At 71.6% G+C, this 4,435-nt stretch carries 5 protein-coding genes; 4 read left to right on the forward strand and 1 reads right to left on the reverse strand.

Going from position 1 to position 4,435, the window contains the following annotated elements; translation table 11 throughout:
* Positions 1-60: 60 nt before the first annotated feature.
* Positions 61-1,293 (forward strand): uroporphyrinogen-III C-methyltransferase, encoded by a 1,233-nt coding sequence (cobA, locus tag J0695_RS38185; protein WP_206969438.1) that lies wholly within the window; start codon positions 61-63, stop codon positions 1,291-1,293.
* Positions 1,294-1,356: 63 nt separating this feature from the next.
* Positions 1,357-2,175, forward strand: coding sequence for a TrmH family RNA methyltransferase (locus J0695_RS38190; protein WP_206969435.1), 819 nt, complete (start codon positions 1,357-1,359; stop codon positions 2,173-2,175).
* A gap of 34 nt (positions 2,176-2,209) precedes the next feature.
* Here J0695_RS38190 and J0695_RS38195 read toward each other — a convergent pair whose 3' ends face one another.
* The gene (locus tag J0695_RS38195; protein WP_206969439.1) at positions 2,210-3,403 is read right to left on the reverse strand and encodes a serine/threonine-protein kinase; all 1,194 of its coding nucleotides are present in this window, start codon (positions 3,401-3,403) and stop codon (positions 2,210-2,212) included.
* Positions 3,404-3,605: 202 nt separating this feature from the next.
* Here J0695_RS38195 and J0695_RS38200 point away from each other — a divergent pair, with 202 nt between their 5' ends.
* Both J0695_RS38200 and J0695_RS38205 read left to right on the forward strand, forming a co-directional pair.
* Entirely contained in the window at positions 3,606-3,872 is a 267-nt protein-coding gene (locus J0695_RS38200) for a DUF8836 family protein (RefSeq protein WP_206969436.1), read from the forward strand.
* A 188-nt stretch (positions 3,873-4,060) separates the two neighbouring features.
* Positions 4,061-4,267, forward strand: a complete 207-nt coding sequence (locus J0695_RS38205; RefSeq protein ID WP_206969437.1) for a hypothetical protein — start codon at positions 4,061-4,063, stop codon at positions 4,265-4,267.
* Positions 4,268-4,435 lie beyond the last annotated feature (168 nt).

The following is a 4,435-nucleotide window of genomic DNA, read 5'->3' on the forward strand; positions in this document are numbered from 1 at the left end:
AAGGTAAGCCGCACCCCCTCCCACCAGCGCACACGCACCCCGCACCGAGGAGCCGCCGCCATGGCCGACCACTTCGCCTACCCCGTCGGACTCCGCCTCTCCGGCCGGCGTGTAGTCGTCATAGGCGGTGGCCAGGTCGCCCAGCGCCGCCTGCCCGCCCTCATCGCGGCCGGCGCCGACCTCCTCCTGATCTCCCCCTCCGCGACCCCCTCCGTCGAGGCCATGGCCGATGCGGGCGAGGTCCGCTGGGAGAAGCGCCGGTACGAGGACGGCGACCTCGCCGACGCCTGGTACGTCCTGATCGCCACCGCGGACAAGGAGGCGAACAACGCCGCCTCCGCCGAGGCCGAGCGCAATCGCACCTGGTGCGTCCGCAGCGACGACGCCGAAGCGGCCACCGCCTGGACCCCGGCGACGGGCCGCAGCGAGGGCGTGACGGTCGCCGTACTCACCGGCCGCGACCCCCGCCGCTCGGCCGCCGTACGGGACGCGGTCGTCGAAGGGCTGCGCGACGGCACCCTCACCGCCCCCCACCACCGCACCCGCACCCCCGGCGTCGCTCTCGTCGGCGGCGGCCCCGGCGACCCCGACCTGATCACGGTCCGCGGCCGCCGCCTCCTCGCCGAGGCGGACGTCGTCATCGCGGACCGCCTGGGCCCGCGTGACCTGCTCGACGAACTCCCGCCGCACGTCGAGGTGATCGACGCCGCCAAGATCCCGTACGGCCGCTACATGGCCCAGGAGGCCATCAACAACGCGCTCATCGAGCACGCCAAGGCGGGCAAGGCCGTCGTACGCCTCAAGGGCGGCGACCCCTTTGTCTTCGGCCGCGGCATGGAGGAGGCCGAGGCGCTCGCCGCCGAGGGCATCCCGTGCACCGTCGTCCCCGGTATCTCCAGCTCGATCTCCGTTCCCGGCGCCGCAGGGATCCCGGTCACCCACCGCGGAGTGGCCCACGAGTTCACCGTCGTCAGCGGCCATGTGGCGCCCGGCGACGACCGCTCCCTCGTCGACTGGCCGGCCCTCGCCAAGCTCCGCGGCACCCTGGTCGTCCTGATGGGCGTCGACAAGATCGGTGCGATCGCCGAAACGCTCATCGCCCACGGCAAGTCCCCCGACACCCCCGTGGCACTGGTCCAGGAAGGCACCACCGCCGCTCAGCGCCGGGTGGACGCCACTCTGGCCACGGTCGCGGAGACGGCGAAGGCGCAGGATGTACGCCCCCCGGCCGTCATCGTCATCGGCCCGGTCGTCAACGTCGGTCCTGGCGGCCCCGCCGGTCCCGGCGCGTGACCCGCAGTAACCGATCAAGCTCCCCACATTGGCACCACACCCAGGACAAGGCAGTATCACCCTGTGGCTGATCTCATCACGGTCGATGACCCCGACGACCCGCGCCTGCGCGACTACACGGGCCTGACCGACGTAGAACTCCGGCGCAAGCGCGAGCCTGCCGAGGGCCTGTTCATCGCCGAGGGCGAGAAGGTCATCCGGCGGGCGAAGGACGCGGGCTACGAGATGCGCTCCATGCTGCTCTCCGCCAAGTGGGTCGACGTCATGCGCGACGTCATCGACGAACTCCCCGCGCCCGTCTACGCCGTGAGCCCCGAGCTGGCCGAACGCGTCACCGGGTACCACGTGCACCGCGGGGCCCTCGCCTCCATGCAGCGCAAGCCGCTCCCGACCTCCGACGAGCTGCTCGCATCGGCCCGCCGCATCGTCGTCATGGAGTCGGTCAACGACCACACCAACATCGGCGCGATCTTCCGCAGCGCCGCCGCCCTCGGCATGGACGCGGTACTGCTCTCACCGGACTGTGCGGACCCGCTCTACCGCCGTTCGGTGAAGGTCTCCATGGGCGCGGTCTTCTCGGTTCCGTACGCCCGCCTGGAGTCATGGCCCCGTGGCCTGGAGACCGTACGGGAAGCGGGCTACAAGCTCCTCGCGCTGACCCCGGACGAGAAGGCCTCGGACATCGACGACGCCGCCCCGCACCGCCTGGACCGTGTCGCGCTGATGCTCGGAGCGGAGGGCGACGGCCTCTCCACGCAGGCGCTGGTCGCGGCGGACGAGTGGGTACGGATCCCGATGGCGCACGGCGTCGACTCGCTCAATGTCGGCGCGGCCGCCGCGGTGGCCTTCTACGCGGTCGCGACGGGCCGCCCCACGGCCTGACCCGGCCCGCTCAGGCAGCTCAGGCCGCTCAGGCTCACAGCTTCTGGGCGGCGGCGATCCCCAGCAGCACGATCAGCGTCACCACGACGAAGACGATCAGCCGCTGCCGAAGCATCCGCGGGCTGGGTCCTGTCCGCCGTCCCGAAGACGTCGGCCGGGTCGATCCGGTCCGGCTGCCGGTCCGTGCGCCCGTGCGCGGGGCCTCACGCGGGGCCGGCGGACGGGCTCCGCTGCGGGACGACGAGGGCCGCGGCGCCTGGGGCGCCTGGGGGCGGGTCCCGGAGGTCCCGTTGGTACGCCGCTGCGTCTGCTGCTGCTGTTCCGTGTAGCGCTCGGTCAGCCGCCCCGTCGGCCGGTCAAGCTGCGACGCGCGGCGCTGCACGGGCGGCCGGCTCTCGCTGAGCCCCTGGGCCTCGCGTGCCGCGATCTCCTTGAGGCGCATGGAGAGTTGAAGTGTGCTGGGCCGGTCGTCGGGGTCCTTGGCGAGACAGGCCCGCACCAGTGGCGCGAGCGCGTCGTGGACCTCCAGCAGATGAGGCTCCTCGTGCACCACGCGGTAGAGCATGACCTCTGAACTGCCGTGTCCGAAGGGCGAGTCCGCCGTGGCGGCGTACGCCAGTGTGGCGCCCAGCGCGAACACGTCCGTGGCGGGAGTGACCATGGCGCCCCGCACCTGCTCGGGCGCCAGGAAACCGGGCGAGCCCACAGCGGTGCCGACATGGGTGAGAGTGCTTGCGCCGGTCGCCCAGGCGATGCCGAAGTCGATGATCCGCGGGCCCTTGGGCGACAGCAGGATGTTCGATGGTTTGAGGTCCCGGTGGACCACACCGGCCTCGTGCACCGCGACGAGCCCCTCCGCGAGCGCGGCGCCGATCGAGGCCACCTCGGTGGCCGGCAGGGGCCCCTCGTCGTTGACCTTGTCGTGCAGCGAGGGCCCGGGGACGTACTGCGTGGCGAACCAGGGCCTGTCGGCCTCGAGATCCGCCGCCACCAGCCGTGCCGTGCACCCGCCGCGGATCCGCCGGGCGGCCGAGACCTCCCGCGCGAACCGTGACCTGAACTCCTGGTCCTCCGCGAGGTCGGGCCGGATCACCTTCAGCGCCACCCGCTGTCCGCGCCGGTCGGAACCGAGGTACACCACCCCCATGCCGCCCGCGCCCAGTCGTCTGTGAAGCCTGAACGAGCCGACGACACGCGGATCCTCGCGCCGGAGCCGCATCATCGCCATGTCCATCCCCGCTGCCCGGTACGTCTGACGAGGCACAGCTTACGTACCCGTGGCCCGGTGTGCTCATAGGCCGCGCCCTCGTGGCCCGACCGATTGTCAGTGCCGGGTGAGAAACTTGAAAAGTGGTCAGGAGGCCTGGGATCCACGGCCCCTTGACCCGTGCGAGAACTCAAAGGTCCGTCGCAGAAGGGGGATTGGGACGATGAAGGGTGACCGCGTGGAGATAGTCGTGGACGCGGGAGACACGACACGGACATACGAAGTGGTGGCCAGCAGGGCGGGACGCCGGGTGGAGACGGCGGTCCGCAGAGGGGTGGTGGAAGTGAGCGAAGTCACGCGCAGCGGCTCTGTGGTGCGCACGGCGCGCTTCATGGCCACCCGGGTGCTGGCTTTGGTCGAGCAGCCGGTCCCCAGGGAGGACTCCTCCGAGGTGGAGACGCGACCCCTCCGGGAAGACCCCAAGTCCTAGCGGCTGCTCTCCACCCTGGGGAGTACGCCGGAAGTCCCCGGCTCATCCTCCTGGAGGCCCGGGAATCGGTACGAGGGCATGACGCCGCAGCCTCGCGGCGCACCTAGATTTGAGGTCAAGCGGCGGGTGCAGCACTCGTCCCCCGAGGTCAGACACCCGCCGCTTGCCCATTCGACAGGAGAGGGACCATGGCCGACACGGCATCGCGGACGATTATCCGCACGCAGGGACGCAAGGCGTACGCCGCGTTCGGCACCCGCCGTTCCGGCACCCGCCACCCTTTGGTGGCGGCCATCATGGTCCTCCCCCTGGCGATGCTGCTCCTCTTCGTCTTCGGCGGCTGGGAAGCAGTGTCCACACAAGCGTCGTCCGTGGGCGTGATGCTCGGGCGCTGAGCGGCGCCCAGGATCCGGGAGAGCGGCCCGGGTCAGGGACATCCGGCCAACAACCCCGTGGGGACGGGGGTGCGGCGGACGGCAGCGTTTGTCCGGTCAGCTGGGGAGCTGACCGGACATCGCGCTGTCCAGACCGTTTCTTCACGCGCGCCTCGCACCGCTCGGCGC

It is taken from the genome of Streptomyces beijiangensis, assembly GCF_017315755.1.
Lineage (GTDB): Bacteria > Actinomycetota > Actinomycetes > Streptomycetales > Streptomycetaceae > Streptomyces > Streptomyces beijiangensis.